Genomic DNA, 18,586 nt, shown 5'->3' on the forward strand with positions numbered 1-18,586 from the left:
GGAGCGAGTTCGCACTTCCGCACCACAGACACTCGTGTGAGACTGTCGTCCCGTCCGCCGTGCGGACCCGCTCCGCACCTTCCGTCCCCCACGAGAAGGGCGCCGTGCGTTCCCTACCTCTGCCCCTCGCCCTGACCGCCCGTCTGTCCCCGGTGGTGGTGCTCGCCGCGGCGGGCTGGGCGCTGTCGTCCGGTCCGCTCGCCGCGCCGCAGGCAGCCGAGCACAGGCCGGCCGAGGAGAAGACCGAGAACCGGTCCGCGTCCGCCCCGTCGACGTCGACGGTGTCGAAGGCGTACTCGGCCGCGCCCGCCCCGTGCGAGAGCGTCGCCAAGAAGACGATCGAGTCGCTGGTGCCGGGCGCCAAGACGGCGGGCAAGGAGATCCCGTCCACGGACTCGGAGCTGCGCCGCACCTGCTCCTGGAACGCGCTCAAGGGGTACGACTACCGCTGGCTCGACGTGTCCTTCGAGGTGATGGAGTCGGACGACGCCGCGGAGAAGTCGTACGAGGCGCACCTCGGCAAGAAGAGCGGCGGCGGGGCCGTCCCCGGTCTGGGCGACAGCGCGTACTCCGTCGTGAACCTCACGACCGAGGACAAGCAGGAGACCCGCGAGGGCGTCGTGATCGCCCGCGCCTCCAACGCGCTGGTGATGATCACCTACAACGGCAGTGACTTCGAGTCGAAGAAGGCGCCCAGCACGGACGCGATCAACAAGGGCGCCATCAAGGCCGCGAAGGAAGCCGTGGCCGCGCTGGAGAGCGACAAGGGCTGACACGCCCTCCAGCGCGCCGGTCTTCCTCAGACGGTGCTGCGGCCCCGCGTGGCCATCAGCGCCAGGTACAGGACCATCGACGTGCCCAGGCCCACCGCCCAGCCGTAGTCGGCCAGATCGGCCAGCGCCGGGATGGGACGGCCGTCGATCAGCGGCTTGAAGCTCGCTCCGCCGACGGCCAGGACACCGCCGACCGCGAACGCGACGACGGCCCGCCAGTTCCAGCCGCCCTCGTACCAGTAGCGGCCGCCCGGGCGGTACAGGTCGGCGAGGTCGAGCCGGGAGCGGCGCAGGATCCAGTAGTCGGCGATGAGGATGCCCGCGACGGTGCCGAGCAGGCCGCCGACCAGCCCGAGCCAGGTGAAGATGTAGCCCTGCGGGTCGGAGTACAGCTTCCACGGGAAGATCAGCACGCCCAGGACGCAGGTGGCGAGGGCGCCGGCCCGGAAACTGATCCTGCGGGGCGCGATGTTGGAGAAGTCGAACGCCGGCGAGACCAGGTTGGCCGCGACGTTGACGGAGAGCGTCGCCACCAGGACGGTGACCAGCGCGAAGAGCAGGCCGACCGTGTTGTCCGTCTTCGCGGCGAGCTGGACCGGGTCCCAGATGGCCTCGCCGTAGACGGCCTGGCTGCCCGAGGTGACCATGACCGACAGGAACGCGAAGAGGGTCATGGTGGTCGGCAGGCCGAGGGCCTGGCCCCGGGTCTGCGCCTTCTGGCTCTTGCCGTAGCGGGTGAAGTCGGGGATGTTCAGCGACAGCGTGGACCAGAAGCCGATCATGCCCATGAGGGCGGGGGCGAACAGCTTCCAGAAGTCGGCGCCCCAGCCGAGCTTGGAGGGCTGGTCGAAGAGCGGGCCGAAGCCGCCCGCCTTGTCGCTCATCCACCACAGCATCACGAACGCGCCGACGAGCACGAAGGGCGCCGCCCAGTTCTCGAAGCGGCGGATGGTCTCCATGCCCCGGTAGATGATGACGACCTGGAGCGCCCAGAAGATCGCGAACGACAGCCACATCGTCCAGGCGTAGCCGCCGACCTTCGACGCGTCCGTCCAGCCGGTGCCGATGAGCTTGCCGGCCAGGAAGTAGATGGCCTCGCCGCCGATCCAGGTCTGGATGCCGAACCAGCCGCACGCCACCAACGCCCTTACGACGGCGGGGAGGTTGGCGCCGCGGATGCCGAAAGAGGCGCGGGCGAAGACCGGGAAGGGTATGCCGTACTTGGGTCCTGCGTGTCCGGTGAGCAGCATCGGTATCAGCACGATGACGTTGGCCAGGGCGATGGTGAGCACCGCCTGCTTCCAGTCCATGCCGACGGCGATGAGCCCGGAGGCCAGGGTCCAGGAGGCGGTGTTGTGGGCCATGCCGACCCACAGCGCGGAGAAGTTGTAGGTGGTCCAGGTGCGCTTCTCGACCGGGACCGGCAGCAGGTCCTCGTTGGCGTAGGGGCCGGTCGGTGCGGGGGCGCCCGGGGCGATCTCCACCCGGCCGTCGGCGAGGGTGACTTGGGTGGTCGGCGGTGGGGCCGTGGGAGCGGTATCGGTCATGGGCCGGGCCAATCAGGGGAGGCGGGACGGGAAAGGCCGTGCGGTGAGCCGATGGGGGGTGCGCTCGGGAGCGTCCTGGGCCCCCTTCCCGAGCCGCTGGGAAGGGGGAGTTCACACGGGTGGGGCGGCGGAGGTCAGCCGTTGACGGCCGGGATCACCCGGGATCCGTAGGCCTCGATCACGGCCTCCTGCGCGTCGTGCATGTCGTAGACGGCGAACTGGTCCACGCCGAGCGCGCGCAGCGCCTCCAGCTTCTCGATGTGCTTCTCGACCGGGCCGATCAGGCAGAACCGGTCGACGATCTCGTCGGGCACGAACTGGGTGTCCGGGTTGCCGGCGCGGCCGTGGTGGGAGTAGTCGTAGCCCTCGCGGGCCTTGATGTAGTCGGTGAGTTCGTCGGGGACGGCGGCGGAGTGCTCGCCGTACTTGGAGACCAGGTCGGCGACGTGGTTGCCGACCATGCCGCCGAACCAGCGGCACTGCTCGCGTGCGTGGGCGAGCGCCTCGGGCGAGTCGTCCTCGGTGACGTAGGCCGGCGCCGCCACGCAGACGGTCACCTCGGCGGGGTCCCGGCCGGCGGCTACGGCCGCGTCCTTCACGGCCTTGACCATGTACTCGGTGAGGTAGAGGTCGGCCAGCTGGAGGATGAACCCGTCCGCCTCCTCGCCGGTCATCTTCAGGGCCTTGGGGCCGTACGCGGCCATCCACACGGGCAGTTCGGCACCGGGCTTGATCCAGGGGAATCTGACGACGGTGCCGCCGCCGAGGTCGGCCTCCCGTCCGCTGCCGAGGTCGCGGATGACCTTCATGGCCTCGCTGATCCGGGCCAGGGTGTTGGGCTTGCGGCCGGCCACGCGCATCGCCGAGTCGCCGCGGCCGATGCCGCAGACCGTGCGGTTGCCGAACATGTCGTTGAGGGTGGCGAAGGTGGAGGCGGTGACCTCCCAGGTGCGGGTGCCGGGGTTGGTCACCATCGGCCCGACCTTCAGGGTCGTGGTGTTGGCGAGGATCTGGCTGTAGATCACGAACGGTTCCTGCCACAGCACGGCGGAGTCGAAGGTCCAGCCGTACGAGAAACCGTTGCGCTCCGCGCGCTTCATCAGGCTGATCACCCGCGAGGCGGGCGGGTCTGCCTGCAGGACGAGTCCGAAGTCCATCTGCGCCACTCCTAGGTGAGGTACTGACAGGTGGATCGCGGGGTGAACACGCCGTGCCCGGCGCGGCCGGTGTACTCCCGCTCGGTGATGACGGGTTCGCCGCGCGAGAGGACCGTCTCGACCCGGCCGGTGGTGCGCCTGCCCTCGTACGCCGAGTAGTCGACGTTCATGTGGTGGGTCTCGGCGGACATGACCTGCTCGGCGTGCGGGTCGTAGATGACGACGTCGGCGTCGGCGCCCGGCGCGATGGTGCCCTTCTTCGGGTACAGGCCGAACATGCGGGCCGGGGACGCGCAGGCGATCTCGATCCAGCGGCGGCGGGAGATGTGCCCGTCGAGGACGGCCTGGTGGAGCAGGTCCATGCGGTTCTCGACGCCCGGCAGGCCGTTGGGGATCTTGGAGAAGTCGCCGCGGCCGAGTTCCTTCTGGCCTACGAAGCAGAAGGGGCAGTGGTCGGTGGAGACGACCTGGAGGTCGTTGGTGCGCAGGCCGCGCCACAGTGCGGCCTGGTGTTCCTTCGGCCTCAGGGGCGTGCTGCACACGTACTTGGCGCCCTCGAAGTCCGGCTCGGCGAGGTTGTCGGTGGACAGGAACAGGTACTGCGGGCAGGTCTCGCCGAAGACGGGCAGCCCCTCGTCGCGGGCCCGGGCCAGCTCGGCGACCGCCTCCGTCGCCGAGACGTGCACGACGTACAGGGGCGCGCCGGCCACCTGCGCGAGCTTGATGGCGCGGTGGGTGGCCTCGGCCTCCAGCAGGGCCTTGCGGACCTCGCCGTGGTAGCGCGGGTCGGTCTCGCCGCGGGCCAGGGCCTGTTCGACGAGGACGTCGATCGCGATGCCGTTCTCGGCGTGCATCATGATCAGCCCGCCGTTCTCGGCGGAGCGCTGCATGGCGCGCAGGATCTGTCCGTCGTCGCTGTAGAAGACCCCCGGGTAGGCCATGAACTGCTTGAAGGAGGTGACGCCCTCCTCGACCAGGTGGTCCATCTCCTTGAGGGTGTGCTCGTTGACGTCGGAGACGATCATGTGGAAGCCGTAGTCGACGGCGCAGTTGCCCTCGGCCTTGGCGTGCCAGGCGTCGAGTCCCTCGCGCAGGCTGTGGCCGACGCTCTGCACGGCGAAGTCGATGATCGTCGTCGTGCCGCCCCAGGCGGCGGCCCGGGTGCCGGTCTCGAAGGTGTCGGAGGCGAAAGTGCCGCCGAAGGGCAGCTCCATGTGGGTGTGGGCGTCGACGCCGCCGGGGATGACGTACTTTGCGGTGGCGTCGATGGTGCGGTCTGCGGTGAAGGCCTGCGCCGCCGGGGTGTTGGACGCGGCGAGGGCGGCGATGCGGCCGTCCTCGATCAGGACGTCGGCGTGGATCTCGTCGGATGCGGTGATGACGAGGCCGCCGCGGATCACTGTACGGCTGCTCATGTCGTGGTCGCTCCTCGCAGTGGATGCGTGCCGGTTGTAGGTGGTTGCTCGCGCAGTTCCCCGCGCCCCTGAGGGCGTCCTAAGGTGCTGTCAGTGGTCCGTACGCGCCGGGTGCGCGGTCCCTGTAGAACTGCCAGCGGTCGCGGACCTCGCGGAGTTTGGCCATGTCCAGGTCGCGGACGACCAGTTCGGGCTCCTTGTCGCTCGCCACCTCGCCGACGAACTGGGCCTCCGGGTCCACGAAGTACGAGGTGCCGTAGAAGTCGTTGTCGCCGTACTCCTCGACGCCGACCCGGTTGATCGCGCCGACGAAGTACTCGTTGGCCACGGCCGCCGCCGGCTGCTCCAGCTGCCAGAGGTAGCCGGACAGGCCGCGGGAGGTGGCCGACGGGTTGAAGACGATCTCGGCGCCCGCGAGGCCCAGGGCGCGCCAGCCCTCGGGGAAGTGGCGGTCGTAGCAGATGTACACGCCGACCCGGCCGACCTTGGTGTCGAAGACGGGCCAGCCGCTGTTGCCCGGGCGGAAGTAGAACTTCTCCCAGAAGCCCCGCACTTGCGGGATGTGCGTCTTGCGGTACTTGCCGAGGTAGGAGCCGTCCGCGTCGATCACGGCGGCGGTGTTGTAGAGGACGCCGGGCTGCTCCTCCTCGTACATCGGCAGCACCAGGACGATGCCGAGTTCCTTGGCGAGGGCCTGGAAGCGGCGCACGATCGGGCCCTCGGGGATCTGCTCGGCGTACTCGTAGAAGGCCGGGTCCTGGACCTGGCAGAAGTACGGGCCGTAGAACAGTTCCTGGAAGCACAGGACTTGAGCGCCCTGCGCGGCCGCGTCGCGGGCCGCCTGCTCGTGGACCTGGATCATCGATTCCTTGTCGCCCGTCCAGGCGGTCTGGAAGACGGCGGCGCGGATCACTCGGCTCATCGGGACCTCCGGTCGCTCGGTGTGCCGTGAGCCTAGGGAGGGCGGAGGGCGTCTTTGAGGTGCAGCGTGTCACGTCAAAGGGCGTGCGGCGTGCCACCGTGTCACTCTTTCGGGGTCCCATGTTTCACCGCCGTTTTCCCAGGTGGTCGGGTGTTTCACTGCTGTTGCGCGTCGTGCGCGAGGAGAGCGATGTGCACCGAGGCAGCCTGCTCGAAGTCGTCGAGGTCCACCCCGAGGCGGACCTGTATCGCCTCCAGGCGGCGGTAGAGGGCCGGCCGGGAGACGTGGTGGAGCTGGGCGGTGCGGGACTTGTTGCGGCCGGTGGCGAGGTAGGTGCGCAGCACCGACAGCAGGTCCTCGTCACTCTCGCGCAGCAGCCCGTCCAGCTCCCGCTCCGCGAAGGACTGCACGTGCGGGTCGTCGCGCAGCAGCCGGATCAGGCCCCGCAGGTGGACGTCCTTGAGGCGCACGACCGGCGGGAGGTCGAGGACGGCGGAGGAGTCGGCCACGGCGTCCGCGACGTGCTGGGCCTCGCGCAGTCCGGTGGGTACGTCGTCCCAGGCGGCGCGGGCTTCGGCCGCGGCCACGACGGTGTGGTCCGGGCCCGTCTCGGTCCGCAGCCGTGCCGCGAAGTGCGCGGCGAGGGCACCCGCGTCCTGGTCCCGGGGCAGGCTGAGCAGCACGGCGGTCGCCCCGTCGGCCAGTTCGGCGACCAGCCCGGGCAGGCCCAGCAGCCGCAGGAGGCGTTCGAGGCGGGCGGGGTCGCCGTCGCGGACGACCAGCGGTACGAAGGTGCGCCGGTTGACCGGCAGCCCGGCCGCACGGGCCCGGGGCAGCAGTTGCCGTGCCGGTACGACGCCGCTGACCAGGTCGGTCAGCAGACTCTGCGCGGACTGCTCCTCCCAGGAGCAGGCGGCGCCGCCGGCGAGCATGCGGTGCAGGACGAGGGCCTCGGCGGCGCGGTCGGCCAGCAGCCGTCCGGTGGCGGTGTCGCCCCGGTAGCCGCACAGCACGATCCGGCCCCAGCGCTCCCCGCGCCCGCCCAGTTCGGCCCGGATCCAGCCGTCGCCCTCGACGCCGCCGGCCTGCCGGGCGATGCGCTCCCAGTCGCGCAGCACGTCGTCCACCGCGGGCCGCTCCCCCGCCGTGCCGAGGACGCGGTGGGCGAGGTTGGTGACGACGACCGGGCAGGCGCTGTGCCGGGCGACCTCGTCGAGCAGGCGTTGCAGCGGGGCGCCGGCGGTGATGAGGGCGGTGAGTTCGGTGCGGACGGCCTCGGAGAGGCTGACGGCGGCGAACTTGCGGCGCACGAGCCGCGACTGGACCTCCTCGGTCAGTTCGGCGAAAGGGAAGGGCCGGTGCAGGACGACCATCGGCAGTCCGCACCGCTCGGCGGCCCGGCGCATCACGTCCGGCGCCGCGGGGAAGGCGCGGCCGAGTCCGAGGACGACGGCGGCGGCCTCCGCCCGGTGCAGCGACCGGACGTACTCGGCCTGCTTGTCCTCGTCGCCGGCGAGCAGCACGCCGGTGGTGAGGACCATCTCGCCGCCGCTGAGCATCACACCGACGTCGGCGGCCTCGGCGACGTGCACCCAGCGCACCGGCCGGTCGAGGTGGCTCGCGCCGGCCACCACCTCGGGCTCCCCGGCGAGCACCCGTTCCAGGGTGAGGACCTGCCGGACCGACAGGGCGGGCTCCAGGGAATCCAGGGTGATGGTCATGATGGCGGGCCCCTTGCTCAGTGCACTGCTACGGGATGCTCCGCAGAGCGTTCTCGAGGATCGCGGCGCCCTCCTCGGCCTCCGCGACGTTGAGGGACAGCGGCGGTGCGACGCGCAGCGCACTGGTGTCGTGCCCGCCGCCCTTTCCGATCAGCAGGCCGCCCTCGCGGGCCGCCTCCAGGACGGCCGCCGCGGTCTGCGGATCGGCCTCGTCGGTCCCCGGTTTCGTGATCTCGATGCCGATCATCAGGCCGCGGCCGCGTACCTCCCGTACGGCCGGAACGTGCGCGGCGACCGCCCGCAGCCGTTCGATGAGCAGGCCGCCGACGCGCCGGGCGTTGCCCTGGAGGTCGTGTTCCAGCAGGTAGGTGAGGTTGGCGAGGCCCGCCGCCATGGTGATCTGGGTGCCGCCGAAGGTGGAGATGCTGTTGGAGTCCAGGCAGTTCATGATCTCGGAGCGGGCGACGACCCCGCCGATGGACATGCCGTTGCCGATGCCCTTGGCGAAGGTCATGATGTCGGGCGGCCCGTTGCGGCCGTGGGCCTGCCAGCCCCAGAAATGCTCGCCGGTGCGGCCCCAGCCGGTCTGCACCTCGTCGGCGATCCACAGGATGCCGCGCTCGTGCAGCACCTCGCGGAAGGCGGCGTAGAGCCCGTCCGGTGGGGCGGTGAAGCCGCCGACGCCCTGGACGGGTTCGGCGATCAGCGCGGCCGGCGGGCGGGTGTGGCCGAGCAGGTCCTTCAGGTCGTCGACGCAGGCCGCGATGAAGGCGTCGTCGCTGAGCGAGGCGAACGGGCCGCGGGTGCGCACGCCGCCGTGCACGTACAGCGTCTGGAGCGGGGAGAGCGAGGTCGGCGACCAGCCGCTGTTGCCGGTGATGCCGACGGCGCTGAAGGAGCGGCCGTGGTAGCTGTTCCGCATGGCCAGGATGGTGTTGCTGCGCCGGTAGGCGGTGGCCAGCAGCAGGGCGGTGTCGTTGGCCTCGGTGCCGGACGTGGTGAAGAAGACGCGGGCGTCCGGGATGCCGCTCAACTGGGCGATGCGCTCGGCCAGTTCGACCATCGGGCGGTTGAGGTAGAGGGTCGAGGAGTGGATGATCCGCCCGGCCTGCTCGCTCACCGCCTTGGTCACCTCGGGCAGCGCGTGCGCCGTCATGGTGGTGAGGATGCCGCCGAAGAAGTCGAGGTACCGGTTGCCCCGCGCGTCCCAGACGTGGCGGCCCTCGCCGTGGGTGATCTCCAGGGGCTCCTCGTAGTAGAGGGCCAGCCAGTCCGGGAGCACGGCCCGATGGCGGCCCAGGAGGTCGTTGGTCACGGCTGCACCAGCCCTTCGTAGGCGTCGGGACGGCGGTCGCGGTAGAAGGCCCACGTCTGCCGCACTTCTTCGATCAGGTCGATGTCCAGCTCCCGGATCACGAGCTCCTCCTCGCTGTCGCTGGCGACGTCCCCCACGAACTGCCCACGCGGGTCGACGAAGTAGCTCGTGCCGTAGAAGTCGTTGTCCCCGTACTCCTCCTGCCCCACGCGGTTGATCGCGGCGATGTAGTACCCGTTGGCGACGGCGGCCGCGGGCTGCTCCAGCCGCCACAGGTGGGAGGACAGGCTCCGGTGGGTGGCCGAGGGGTTGTAGACCAGCTGGGCGCCGGCCAGGCCCAGTTGGCGCCAGCCCTCCGGGAAGTGGCGGTCGTAGCAGATGTAGACGCCGACCTTGCCGACGGCCGTGTCGAAGACGGGCCAGCCCAGGTTCCCGGGCTTGAAGTAGAACTTCTCGCGGAAGCCCTTGAGCTGCGGGATGTGGTGCTTGCGGTACTTGCCGAGGTAGGTGCCGTCGGAGTCGATCACGGCCGCGGTGTTGTAGTAGAAGCCGGGCTGTTCCGCCTCGAACACCGGCGCGACGATCACCATGCCGGTCTCGCGCGCGAGCGCCCGCATCCGCCGCACGGTCGGCCCGTCGGGGACGGGCTCGGCCCAGCGGTAGTGCTCCGGCTCCTCGACCTGACAGAAGTAGGGGCTGTTGAAGACTTCCTGGAAACCGATGATCTTCGCGCCCCGGCGGGCCGCCTCGCGGGCGTGCTCCTCGTGTTTCGCCACCATGGACTCGGTGTCGCCGGTCCAGGTGGCCTGGACCAGGGCGGCACGTACGACGTTGGCCATGAGCTGCTCCTTCGACGCGACGTCTGCGCCTCTACGCCCGTAGAAGCGGGCCGTAGAGCCACGAACGTAAGCCTCTGGCACGGGGTTGCCAAGACCATCGTCGCCAACCCGCGGGGCATTGCGCGATTCGCACTCCTGTGGGTGAGTCGCCCCGGGTGCGACGTCGCCGGTCAGGCGGAGAATCCAGCGACCCGCAGGGCGTGCACGAGATCCCAGCTGCGCTCGTCCGACACACCCCGGGCGGCCTCCAGGAGGAGCGGCACGAGGCGCCGCGGGTCGGGTGCGGCGCTGCGGGCGGCTTCCTCGGGGGTCCGGGCCCTCACGTACGCGTCGAGCAGCACGCGCACCTCGCGGTGGCGCCCCTCGGTGGTCAGGCCGAGGACGGCGTCCCCGACCTCGCCGGGCGGCCGTGCGATCCCCTGCCGCAGCATCTGCCGCCCGTCCTCCGCCCGCCCCGCCTCGACCAGCGCGTCGGCGGCGGCGACCAGTCGCCCGGCGGGCAGCGAGGCGGCTTCCCACAGCAGGGTCTGCCAGTCGGCGTCCAGGCCGGCGCGGTGCAGGCGCTCCGCGAGCAGCGGAAACCGGGCGGGCTCCCACGCGGCCACCTCGGTCAGCAACGCGTGCGCCTCCCCGCTGCGCCCGTCGCGCCGCAGCCGGGCCAGCAGGTCGACGGTCCGCCCGACCTCGGCCGGCTCCGCGTCCCCGGACGGGCCGGCCTCCGGTGCCGCCGGTTCCACCACCGCCTCCTCGGCGGCCCCCGCGAAGCGCGCACCGCGTGGAGTGCGGCCGGGGGCCGTGGGGGCGGGCGCGGCCAGGTCCGGCACCAAGGCGGCCGGCGGCACGACGACGGCCGCGGCACCCTCGTCCACCATCCCGGCGAAACGAGCACTGCCGCGCCGTCGTCTGCGCGTTTTGGGGGTAGCCGGAGTGGGGTCGGCGGGTGGGGATTCGGGAGCGCCGGAGGCGGAGTCGGCGGCGGGGGTGCCGAACGCGCCGGGGGCGGCTGGGGCTGCGCCCCAAGCGGTGAACCCGCCGGACGTACCGGGTGCAGCGGCTTCCCCGGGGGTGGTCAGGCTCGCGGGCTGCTGCGGGGCGTGCGGCCGGGCCGCCGGGCCTGGGCCCAGCACGCCGTGCGCTCCGACGGCCGGAACGCCTGTGTCTGCCCCGGCCTGGGCGGGGAGCACGCCGGGCCCCTGGACCTCCCCCGGGGCGGTCCGGCCCGGGAGGTACTGCGGGGTGTTCCGCCGGGGCTCTCGGCTTACGGCGTCGTAGTGGCCGACGGCGTCGGCCACGGCCCCGGTCGCCTCCCCCGGAGCAGTCCGGCCCGCGAGATACCGCGGGGCGCGCCGCCCGGCCCCTCGGCCTACGGCGTCGTAGTGGCCTGCGACATCGGCCACGGCCGGGTCAGGGGCAGGGAGAGCATCGGCCCCGTCGGCTTCCCCGGGGGCGGTCCGGTTCGCGGGGTGCTGCGGGGCGTGCCGCCCGGCCTCCTGGCCCACGGCGTCATACCGGCCCGCGGCGTCGGCTCCGGCCGGGGCGCGGGCCGGCGACGCGCCGGGCCGGGCAGCGGCCCCGGCGGCTTCCCCCTGGGCAGGCCGGCCCGTCGGGGTGCGCCGCCCGGCTTCCAGGCCTCCGGCACCATGTCGGCCGGCGGCACCGGTCCCCGCCCACGGGCCCGCGGGCTCGTACCCACCATCGTCACCAGTCGCGGACGGTCCGGCGGGGTCCCCCCACGCGCTCGGTGCCGGGAGGAACCCCTGGTCGCGTCGGTCCAGGTGGGCCATCCGCGCCCGGAGTTCCGCGCAGCGCGCCGTGGCCCGTTCGTGGTCGTCCCGGGCCCAGGCCAGGTCAAGACGCAGGGCGTCCGCCTGCTCGCGGGTCGTGGCCGAGGTCAGGTGGCGGGCCAGGGCGGCCTGGCGTTCGGCGGCGTACTTCTGTTCGCGGAGCATGACGTCGAGGCGGTCACCGAGGGCGTCGCGGCCCCCGGGCCGGCCGTCGTACGCGGCGAGCGCCGCGGCGTGCAGGGCGCGGGCCCGGTCCGTCTCCGGGCCGGCACCTCCAGGGCCGTACTGCCCGGCAAGATCCCGCAGCAGGGCCTCGACCACGTCCCAGGGCGGCACCTCGCGCCCGTCGAGGCAGGCCCGCATGCCCTCCGGGTCGCGCTGCCAGAACACCGCGCACCAGCCGCCGGACGCGTCCAGACGTGCCAGCAGACCGTCCAGGTAGGTCGCGAACTCCCCGACTTCTGCCGGGAGTTGATCCGCCGCCATCGCTCAACTCCCGTGAGACCGGAGCACTCCGCCCCGTAGGCAACACCAGTCGTGTTACGGGCGTGCTACGGGGAGTTTTCACGCGCGGCGCAGGAGCCTCAGAGGGGCACCGGCACGCACTGTCCGGCCAGTTCGTCCATGGACAGCCCGAGCACGCCGGCCAGCGCGGCGACTGTGAAAAAGGCCGGCGTCGGGGCCCGCCCGGTCTCGATCTTCCGGAGGGTCTCCGCGGAGATGCCCGCGCTCGCCGCGATCTCCGTCATACTCCGGCCGCCGCGCGCCTCACGCAGCAACTTGCCGAGCCGCTCGCCGCGTTCGCGCTCTTCGGGGGTGAGAGGGGTGCGCACCATGGGCCCATTCTAATACCGGTATAGTAATTGGCATGGTGGAGCTCAAGACAGACACTTCTATCGACGCGATGTACGAGGCGGGCCAGGTCGTCGCCCGGGCGCTGACGGCCGCCCGGCAGGCCGCCTCCGTGGGCGTGTCCCTGCTGGAACTGGACGAGGTGGCGCACGCCGTACTGCGCGAGGCGGGCGCGACCTCACCCTTCCTGGGGTACCGCCCGTCCTTCGCGCCGACCCCCTTCCCCGCCGTCCTCTGCGTCTCGGTCAACGACGCGATCGTGCACGGCATCCCGGGCCGCTACCGCCTGCGCGACGGCGACCTCGTCTCGATCGACTTCGGCGCCGAACTGGGCGGCTGGGTCGGCGACTCCGCGCTCAGCTTCGTCGTGGGCACCCCGCGCGCGGCGGACCTCCGTCTGATCGAGACCGCCGAGAGGGCCCTGGCGGCCGGGATCGAGGCGGCCGTCGTCGGCAACCGCATCGGCGACATCGCCCACGCGATCGGCACGGTGTGCCGGGGCGCCGGATACGGCATCCCGGACGGCTTCGGCGGCCACGGCATCGGCCGCCGCATGCACGAGGACCCCGGGGTGCCGAACGAGGGCCGCCCCGGGCGCGGCATGCGGCTGCGGCACGGCATGGTGCTGGCCATCGAACCCATGGTCGTCGCGGGCGGCACGGACGACTTCCACGCGGCCCCCGACGGCTGGACCCTGAAGACGAACGACGGCTCCCGGGCGGCCCACGCCGAGCACACGGTGGCGATCACGGACTCGGGACCGCGGATCCTGACCGCACGCTGACCTCCGCCGGAATTGTTCGGATACATCCCGAAGGTGCCCCTCGCCGACGATCGTGCGAAGGTGTTCTACGAGCGCGCCCCAGGTGTAACCGGCTGCCACCCGGGTTACCCGACCCCGGCACGTCGACCAGCGAGGGCGTCCCCCGCCCGCGCGCCGGGGACGCCGGGAACGGAAGGCCCATGAGCAGCGGCTTCACCAGCCCGGAGGGCTACGGCTCGGATCCCTTCGGAGAATTCCTCGCACGCTTCTTCGGCGGACCGCGTCCCGGTCCCCGGCAGATCGATCTCGGCCGGCTGCTCAGCCAGCCGGCCCGGGAGCTCGTGCGCGGCGCCGCGCAGTACGCCGCCGAGCACGGCAGCCGGGACCTCGACACGCAGCATCTGCTGCGGGCGGCGCTCGCCACCGAGCCCACGCGCACCCTGCTCAGCAAGGCCGGTGCGAACCCCGACTCACTGGCGTCGCAGATCGACGACCGCTCGGGCCCGGCCCAGCACACGCCGGACGACGCCCCGCCGCCGACCGCGCTCTCCCTCACCCCGGCCGCCAAGCGGGCCCTGCTGGACGCGCACGACATGGCCCGGGCCCGCGGCTACGGCTACATCGGCCCGGAGCACGTGCTGAGCGCCCTGGCGTCGAACCCCGACTCAGCCGCCGGGCACATCCTCAACGCGGCCCGCTTCGCCCCCTCCGAACCGCCCGAGGCGCCGGAGGTCCCCCCGTCCGAGCGTCCGCGCCCGACGAACACGCCGACGCTCGACAAGTACGGCCGTGACCTCACCGAGCTGGCCCGGCAGGGCCGGATCGACCCGGTGATCGGCCGGGACCAGGAGATCGAGCAGACCGTCGAGGTCCTCTCCCGGCGCGGCAAGAACAACCCGGTGCTGATCGGTGACGCGGGAGTCGGCAAGACGGCCATCGTGGAGGGGCTCGCGCAGCGCATCTCCGAGGCGGACGTGCCCGACGTGCTGATCGGGCGCCGCGTGGTCGCCCTGGACCTCACGGGCGTGGTCGCGGGCACCCGCTACCGGGGTGACTTCGAGGAGCGGATGAACAACATCGTGGGCGAGATCCGCGCCCACTCCGACCAGTTGATCATCTTCATCGACGAGCTGCACACGGTCGTGGGCGCCGGTTCCGGCGGCGGGGACGGCAGCTCGATGGACGCCGGCAACATCCTCAAGCCGGCCCTCGCCCGGGGGGAGCTGCACATCGTCGGCGCCACCACGCTGGAGGAGTACCGCCGGATCGAGAAGGACGCGGCGCTGGCCCGCCGCTTCCAGCCGATCATGGTGCCCGAGCCCACGGCAGCGGACGCGATCGAGATCCTGCGCGGCCTCCAGGACCGCTACGAGGCGCACCACCAGGTCCGCTACACCGACGAGGCCCTGGTCGCGGCCGTGGAGCTGTCCGACCGCTATCTCACCGACCGCCGCCTGCCCGACAAGGCCATCGACCTCATCGACCAGGCCGGTGCCCGGGTGCGGCTGCGGGCCCGGACCAAGGGCACGGACGTCCGGTCCATGGAACGGGAGCTGGAGCAGCTGACCCGGGACAAGGACCAGGCCGTCGCGGACGAGAGTTACGAGCAGGCCACCCAGTTGCGCGACCGGATCGTGGAGCTGAAGCAGCGGATCACCGAGGCCGGGGGCGACGGCGAGGTCGACGAGGGCCAGGACCTGGTGGTCGGGGCCGAGTCGATCGCCGAGGTGGTGTCCCGGCAGACGGGCATCCCGGTCAGCAGCCTCACCCAGGAGGAGAAGGACCGCCTGCTGGGCCTGGAGGAGCACCTGCACCAGCGGGTGGTCGGCCAGGACGAGGCCGTGCGGGTCGTCTCGGACGCGGTGCTGCGCTCCCGCGCCGGACTGGCGGCCCCCGACCGCCCGATCGGCAGCTTCCTGTTCCTCGGCCCGACGGGCGTCGGCAAGACCGAACTGGCCCGGGCGCTCGCCGAGGCGCTGTTCGGCAGCGAGGACCGCATGGTCCGGCTCGACATGAGCGAGTACCAGGAGCGCCACACCGTCAGCAGGCTGATCGGCGCCCCGCCCGGCTACGTGGGCCACGAGGAGGCGGGCCAGCTCACCGAGGTGGTACGCCGCCACCCGTACTCGCTGCTGCTGCTGGACGAGGTGGAGAAGGCCCACCCGGACGTCTTCAACATCCTGCTCCAGGTCCTCGACGACGGCCGGCTGACCGACTCCCAGGGCCGCACGGTGGACTTCAGCAACACGGTCATCGTGATGACGAGCAACCTCGGCTCCGAGGCGATCACCCGCCGGGGCGCCACGACAGGCTTCGCCGCGGGCGGCGCCGACGCGGACGAGGAGGCCCGCCGCGAACAGATCCTGCGGCCCCTGCGCGAGCACTTCCGCCCCGAGTTCCTCAACCGCATCGACGAGATCGTCGTCTTCCGCCAGCTCACCACGGAGCAGCTGCGCCGTATCACCAACCTCCTGCTGGACCGCACCCGTTCCCTCGTGCGGGGCAAGGGCGTCACGGTGACCTTCACCGACCGCGCGGTGGAATGGCTGGCCGACCGCGGCTACCAGCCGGAGTACGGCGCCCGCCCGCTCCGCCGCACCATCCAGCGCGAGGTGGACAACGAGCTGTCACGCCTGCTGCTGGACGGCAGTGTCTCGGAGAACGGCCAGGTGACGGTGGATGTGGAGGACGGTCACCTGATCTTTCAGACGCAGGGTTCAGCCTCGCCTTGAGGGGCGCGGGGAACTGCGCGCTCAGCCCCCACACCCCCGCGGACGGGCACTCACCGCACAGGCCGCACCACCATCGCCGACCCCCCACCCCGCCGCACGGTCTCAGCGGCTGCCAGCCACTTCCCGCCCGGCAGCCGCTGAACACCCGTAGCGGCACCGATCTCCGGGTTGACCTTGAAGGAGTGCCCGATCGCTTCGAGCTGCTTCCTCAAACCGGCATTGTCGTACAGCCCCGGCTCCAGCTCGGTCTGCGCAGCATTCCGCTGACTGGCCCGCGGCGCCGCGATCGCGTCGACCAGCGGCAGCCCCCGGTCGACGAACCCGGTGAGCGTCTGCAGCACGGTCGTGATGATCGTCGCACCGCCCGGTGACCCCAGCGCCACCACGGGCTGGTGGTGCCGGTCCAGCACGATCGTCGGCGACATCGACGACCGCGGCCGCTTGCCCGGCCCCGGCAGGTTCGGGTCGTGCACGGCCGGATTCGCCGGGGCGAAGGAGAAGTCCGTCAGCTCGTTGTTGAGGATGAACCCCCGCCCGGGGACGGTGATGCCGCTGCCGCCGGTCTGCTCGATGGTGAGGGTGTAGGCGACGACGTTGCCCCACTTGTCGGCCACGGTCAGGTGTGTGGTGCTGTCACCCTCGTACGTCGTGGGAGCCGCAGTGCCGCCGGAATCACACCGCTGCGGATGACGCGGATCGCCGGGCGCCACCGGACTCGTGAGCACCGCGTCGTCCTTGATGAGGCACTCGCGCGAGTCGGCGAACCGCTGCGACAGCAGTTCCTCCGTCGGCACGTCCTCGAAGGCGGGGTCGCCCACCCACCGGCCCCGGTCGGCGAAGGCAATCCGGCTGGCCTCGATGAACCGGTGCAGGTACTTCGCCTTGCCCGCCTTGGACAGATCCGTCCGCTCCAGGATGTTGAGCGCCTCCCCGACCGTCGTGCCTCCGGAGGAGGACGGCGCCATGGAGTAGACGCCGAGGCCCCGGTACGAGGTCCTGGTGGGCGCCTGGACCTTGGTGCGGTAGGCGGCCAGGTCCTTGGCGGACAGGTCGCCGGGCCGGGCGTTCCAGCCGGAGGCGGGGTCCACCGGCGGCTTGTTGACGGTGTCGACGATGTCCCGGCCGAGCCGTCCGTGGTAGAGCGCGTCGACGCCCTTGCGCCCCAGCTCCGCGTACGTACGGGCGAGGTCGGGGTTCTTGAAGGTGGAGCCGACGACGGGGAGTTCGCCGCCCGGGAGGAACAGCTCGGCGGTGTCCGGGAAGTAACGGAAGCGGGTCTCGTTGGACGCCGTCTGCGAGCGGAAGGTCTCGTCGACGGTGAAACCGTCGCGCGCCAGCCGCTCGGCCGGCTTCAGGACACTCACGAGCCGCTTGCTGCCCCACCGGTCGAGAGCCGTCTGCCAGGTGGCGGGCGTGCCCGGGGTGCCGACGCTCAGGCCGCTGCTGACGACGTCGGCGAAGGCCAGGGGCTTGCCGTTCTCGGTGAACAGGTTCTTGTCGGCGGTCAGCGGGGCGGTCTCGCGGCCGTCGATGGTGCGTACCGTGCGGGACTTGGCGTCGTAGTACACGAAGTAGCCGCCCCCGCCGACGCCGGCGGAGTAGGGCTCGGTGACGCCGAGCGCGGCGGCCGTGGCGACGGCCGCGTCGACGGCGTTGCCGCCGTTCCTGAGGACCTCGATCCCGGCGGCGGAGGCATCGGGGTCGACGCTGGAGACGGCGCCACCGTAGCCGACGGCCAGCGGGGTTTTCCCACCGCCGGTGCTCTGCGCGGCGGGTGGTGGCGCCGCCGCTCCCACCGACACCACCACGGCGGCCGAAACCGCCAGGACCGTCAGATTCCGTGCGACAGGGCGACGCATCCGCACCTCCAGTCAAAGGCCGTCCGCGCAGCTTAATTCATCGCCATGGCCGCGTCAGGCAGGCGTCGAACACCGGTGCGTCGGGCCCGCTACCATGCGCGCCCATGAATGACGACGTGCGCAACATCGTTCTGGGTGTGGTCGCGGCGGGTATCAGTGCCGCGCTCGGCTGGGTGGCCCGCACCTACCTGTGGCGGCGCAAGCTCCGCCGGAAGCAGGCGTTCTTCGGGCTTCCGGACAACTCCGAGTCTCTGCTGGTGGTGAACCGGGGCGCCACGGGCCCCGAACTCTCGGTGATGCGCTACGACGTGTTCGCCCTGCTCGAACTCGCCGCGCTGATCAAGGACTGCAACGCCCACGCCCAGATACTCCCGCACGACACGGCACGCCAGGGCTTCGGGGAGCGCACCGAGTTCTGCGTCGGCGGCCCGGCGTCCAACCGCCGGATGGCGGCCCATCTGTCCTCCCTGCTGCCGGGCGTGCGGGTGAACGTCGACTCCGAACCGGGCCCGGACCGGGGCGCGTTCCAGGTCGGCTCCGAGCGCTACCGCGTGGAGAACGGCAGGGAGGAGTACGCACTGCTCGCCCGGGTCACGGCGCAGCGCAGCCAGAACACCCGTCCCGTGTTCCTCTTCTGCGGCCAGACCTCGATCACCAACCAGGCGACCACGCGCTACCTCGCCCGCAACCACGAGCGTCTGACCCGCAAGTACGGCACCGGATCGTTCGTGCTGCTGCTCAAGGTGATCAACTCGCAGGCGTACGGCCCGGACGTCGTCGAACTGGTGGATGACGTGACCCGGGCGGCGCAGACCGCACTGCCCGCCGCGGCGACGGCTCCACGCAATACACACCGCGCCTCCTGAAGTCCTCCGCTGCTCAACAATCGTTACTGGCACGTAACTTA

14 protein-coding genes are annotated in these 18,586 nt (G+C 71.8%); 4 read left to right on the plus strand and 10 right to left on the minus strand.

Translation table 11 applies throughout. The features are described from left to right. Positions 1–104 precede the first annotated feature (104 nt). Positions 105–773 carry a hypothetical protein gene (locus OO68_RS17120; protein ID WP_033309223.1) on the plus strand — a complete coding sequence of 223 codons (669 nt, stop codon included), beginning with the start codon at positions 105–107 and terminating at the stop codon, positions 771–773. Positions 774–799: 26 nt separating this feature from the next. Here the strand turns inward: OO68_RS17120 and OO68_RS17125 are convergent, their stop codons facing one another. The 9 genes from OO68_RS17125 to OO68_RS17165 form a co-directional block, all read right to left on the minus strand. Continuing rightward, positions 800–2,320 (minus strand): NCS1 family nucleobase:cation symporter-1, encoded by a 1,521-nt coding sequence (locus OO68_RS17125; RefSeq protein ID WP_033309224.1) that lies wholly within the window; start codon positions 2,318–2,320, stop codon positions 800–802. 134 nt (positions 2,321–2,454) lie between these two features. Further along, positions 2,455–3,477, minus strand: coding sequence for a TIGR03842 family LLM class F420-dependent oxidoreductase (locus OO68_RS17130; RefSeq protein WP_033309225.1), 1,023 nt, complete (start codon positions 3,475–3,477; stop codon positions 2,455–2,457). Between the two features lie 11 nt (positions 3,478–3,488). After that, positions 3,489–4,892 carry a dihydropyrimidinase gene (hydA, locus tag OO68_RS17135; RefSeq protein WP_033309226.1) on the minus strand — a complete coding sequence of 468 codons (1,404 nt, stop codon included), beginning with the start codon at positions 4,890–4,892 and terminating at the stop codon, positions 3,489–3,491. A gap of 79 nt (positions 4,893–4,971) precedes the next feature. After that, on the minus strand, positions 4,972–5,814 hold the full coding sequence (locus OO68_RS17140; protein ID WP_031109741.1) for a nitrilase-related carbon-nitrogen hydrolase: 843 nt from the start codon (positions 5,812–5,814) through the stop codon (positions 4,972–4,974). A gap of 155 nt (positions 5,815–5,969) precedes the next feature. Beyond that, positions 5,970–7,535 carry a PucR family transcriptional regulator gene (locus OO68_RS17145; protein WP_033309227.1) on the minus strand — a complete coding sequence of 522 codons (1,566 nt, stop codon included), beginning with the start codon at positions 7,533–7,535 and terminating at the stop codon, positions 5,970–5,972. 28 nt (positions 7,536–7,563) lie between these two features. Continuing rightward, positions 7,564–8,850 (minus strand): aspartate aminotransferase family protein, encoded by a 1,287-nt coding sequence (locus OO68_RS17150; RefSeq protein WP_033309228.1) that lies wholly within the window; start codon positions 8,848–8,850, stop codon positions 7,564–7,566. Next, the gene (locus OO68_RS17155; protein ID WP_033309229.1) at positions 8,847–9,689 is read right to left on the minus strand and encodes a nitrilase-related carbon-nitrogen hydrolase; all 843 of its coding nucleotides are present in this window, start codon (positions 9,687–9,689) and stop codon (positions 8,847–8,849) included. The genes OO68_RS17150 and OO68_RS17155 overlap by 4 nt, the downstream gene beginning before the upstream one ends. A gap of 170 nt (positions 9,690–9,859) precedes the next feature. Next, positions 9,860–11,959 (minus strand): hypothetical protein, encoded by a 2,100-nt coding sequence (locus OO68_RS17160; protein ID WP_033309230.1) that lies wholly within the window; start codon positions 11,957–11,959, stop codon positions 9,860–9,862. Positions 11,960–12,057: 98 nt separating this feature from the next. After that, complete coding sequence (locus tag OO68_RS17165) at positions 12,058–12,309, minus strand: helix-turn-helix domain-containing protein (protein ID WP_033309231.1); 252 nt, start codon at positions 12,307–12,309, stop codon at positions 12,058–12,060. 32 nt (positions 12,310–12,341) lie between these two features. Between OO68_RS17165 and map the strand changes: the two genes are divergently transcribed. After that, positions 12,342–13,109 carry a type I methionyl aminopeptidase gene (gene map / locus OO68_RS17170; RefSeq protein WP_033309232.1) on the plus strand — a complete coding sequence of 256 codons (768 nt, stop codon included), beginning with the start codon at positions 12,342–12,344 and terminating at the stop codon, positions 13,107–13,109. A gap of 179 nt (positions 13,110–13,288) precedes the next feature. Further along, positions 13,289–15,820 carry an ATP-dependent Clp protease ATP-binding subunit gene (locus OO68_RS17175; RefSeq protein WP_033309233.1) on the plus strand — a complete coding sequence of 844 codons (2,532 nt, stop codon included), beginning with the start codon at positions 13,289–13,291 and terminating at the stop codon, positions 15,818–15,820. A 50-nt stretch (positions 15,821–15,870) separates the two neighbouring features. Here OO68_RS17175 and ggt read toward each other — a convergent pair whose 3' ends face one another. Then, on the minus strand, positions 15,871–17,679 hold the full coding sequence (ggt, locus tag OO68_RS17180) for a gamma-glutamyltransferase (RefSeq protein ID WP_033309234.1): 1,809 nt from the start codon (positions 17,677–17,679) through the stop codon (positions 15,871–15,873). Positions 17,680–17,783: 104 nt separating this feature from the next. Here ggt and OO68_RS17185 point away from each other — a divergent pair, with 104 nt between their 5' ends. Continuing rightward, positions 17,784–18,545, plus strand: a complete 762-nt coding sequence (locus tag OO68_RS17185) for a hypothetical protein (RefSeq protein WP_033309235.1) — start codon at positions 17,784–17,786, stop codon at positions 18,543–18,545. Positions 18,546–18,586: the final 41 nt, after the last annotated feature.

It is taken from the genome of Streptomyces iakyrus, from assembly GCF_000717055.1.
GTDB lineage: Bacteria > Actinomycetota > Actinomycetes > Streptomycetales > Streptomycetaceae > Streptomyces > Streptomyces iakyrus.

Excerpts from the sequence above, each read along its gene's own strand:
- OO68_RS17175 (WP_033309233.1), top strand. The coding sequence starts at position 13,289 with ATGAGCAGCGGCTTCACCAGCCCGGAGGGCTACGGCTCGGATCCCTTC.
- map (WP_033309232.1), top strand. The coding sequence starts at position 12,342 with ATGGTGGAGCTCAAGACAGACACTTCTATCGACGCGATGTACGAGGCG.
- OO68_RS17155 (WP_033309229.1), bottom strand. The coding sequence starts at position 9,689 with ATGGCCAACGTCGTACGTGCCGCCCTGGTCCAGGCCACCTGGACCGGC.
- OO68_RS17125 (WP_033309224.1), bottom strand. The coding sequence starts at position 2,320 with ATGACCGATACCGCTCCCACGGCCCCACCGCCGACCACCCAAGTCACC.
- OO68_RS17145 (WP_033309227.1), bottom strand. The coding sequence starts at position 7,535 with ATGACCATCACCCTGGATTCCCTGGAGCCCGCCCTGTCGGTCCGGCAG.
- OO68_RS17140 (WP_031109741.1), bottom strand. The coding sequence starts at position 5,814 with ATGAGCCGAGTGATCCGCGCCGCCGTCTTCCAGACCGCCTGGACGGGC.
- OO68_RS17130 (WP_033309225.1), bottom strand. The coding sequence starts at position 3,477 with ATGGACTTCGGACTCGTCCTGCAGGCAGACCCGCCCGCCTCGCGGGTG.
- ggt (WP_033309234.1), bottom strand. The coding sequence starts at position 17,679 with ATGCGTCGCCCTGTCGCACGGAATCTGACGGTCCTGGCGGTTTCGGCC.
- OO68_RS17185 (WP_033309235.1), top strand. The coding sequence starts at position 17,784 with ATGAATGACGACGTGCGCAACATCGTTCTGGGTGTGGTCGCGGCGGGT.
- hydA (WP_033309226.1), bottom strand. The coding sequence starts at position 4,892 with ATGAGCAGCCGTACAGTGATCCGCGGCGGCCTCGTCATCACCGCATCC.
- OO68_RS17165 (WP_033309231.1), bottom strand. The coding sequence starts at position 12,309 with ATGGTGCGCACCCCTCTCACCCCCGAAGAGCGCGAACGCGGCGAGCGG.
- OO68_RS17160 (WP_033309230.1), bottom strand. The coding sequence starts at position 11,959 with ATGGCGGCGGATCAACTCCCGGCAGAAGTCGGGGAGTTCGCGACCTAC.